The sequence below is a fragment of the Okeania sp. SIO2F4 genome, from assembly GCF_010672385.1.
Taxonomy (GTDB): domain Bacteria; phylum Cyanobacteriota; class Cyanobacteriia; order Cyanobacteriales; family Microcoleaceae; genus Trichodesmium.
The window spans coordinates 1-1,049 of sequence record NZ_JAAHGT010001498.1 but is presented as its reverse complement, the minus strand read 5'-3'; the positions used below and the strand labels follow the sequence as shown (position 1 = coordinate 1,049).

Here is a 1,049-nt window from a genome sequence, read left to right as displayed (position 1 = left end):
GACATAGCAATAATTATAAGTTGTTTGGAACTTTTTTCCCTGTTAGCTATTGCCTATTATTTACTAAGTATTCAACCTTGAAAAAAATGAGGTAAGTATCGTTGACACTCCACGGACTAAAGTCGCATGGATTCTTAAGGGTCACAAATTTGACGGACTTTCCTCACGTCAAATTTTACCCTTAATGGCATAGCCAAAGATGCCTAAGGGTCTGTTCGGGGTAAACCCCCAGAAGGTTGCTTTTTGCTCCAATATTTGCAGCACTGTTACAGTCAGCATTTATCAATTTTCCTTGCCTAGTTTTGTACAAACCACGCTGTCGTACAGGCAGTCGCTCATGGGGGAAACCCCCTTTCGGCGCTGCATCGCTTAATTCGTTTGCCACTAAAACTATATTCAGTCGGGTTATCAGCATTGTAAATAGGTATTTTATCTCTATCTAAAAAACTAGCCTTAGAAGTATAAGACTCCTCCTGCTCTTTATAGGTCAAACTATACCTGTCACACATAGCTTTTAGTTTTAACCTCAGATTATGGTGAGGTCTTTGTACAAATTTTTGGTTGTTTTGTTTGCCTAAATTGATATTTTTTTTCATCCCTGGATTAACACCTACAACAATAGTAGATATTTGATTTTTATTACACCAGTTGATTACATATCTAGCAGCTTTATTCAAGTAATCTCTAACTTTATTGCTCCGATTTACTGTGATACTAATTTGCTTTCTGGTTAAAGTCTTAATGCCTTGTTTGTCTTTTATAGATTGCAATAAGCGAATTTTCGCGTGTTGTACTACTGGTTAATTGATTTAAGTTTTCTACCGTCTAAAATCAATGATGACCCAGTATTTGATACACAAGTTGCACTTATTGTCTAAACCAAGGTCTATAGAAGCGTGCATTGTCAGATTTTACTACTGGCCGTGGTTCCTCTTCTGTAATAAATTCTACTTCAAAAAAACTGGCATTAAAGCGAGGAATTATCCTCACTTCTTTCAGGTTTTTACCTACTAATCTTTCCGGGAAGGGAATTTTTACTGTACCATACT

At 36.5% G+C, this 1,049-nt stretch carries 1 protein-coding gene and 1 pseudogene; both read right to left on the bottom strand.

What is annotated here, in order from left to right:
• Positions 1-335 precede the first annotated feature (335 nt).
• On the bottom strand, positions 336-770 hold the full coding sequence (locus tag F6K22_RS41495; protein ID WP_293111047.1) for an IS200/IS605 family accessory protein TnpB-related protein: 435 nt from the start codon (positions 768-770) through the stop codon (positions 336-338).
• A gap of 97 nt (positions 771-867) precedes the next feature.
• Positions 868-1,049 (bottom strand): annotated as a pseudogene (locus tag F6K22_RS41490) (hypothetical protein); the annotation flags it as partial.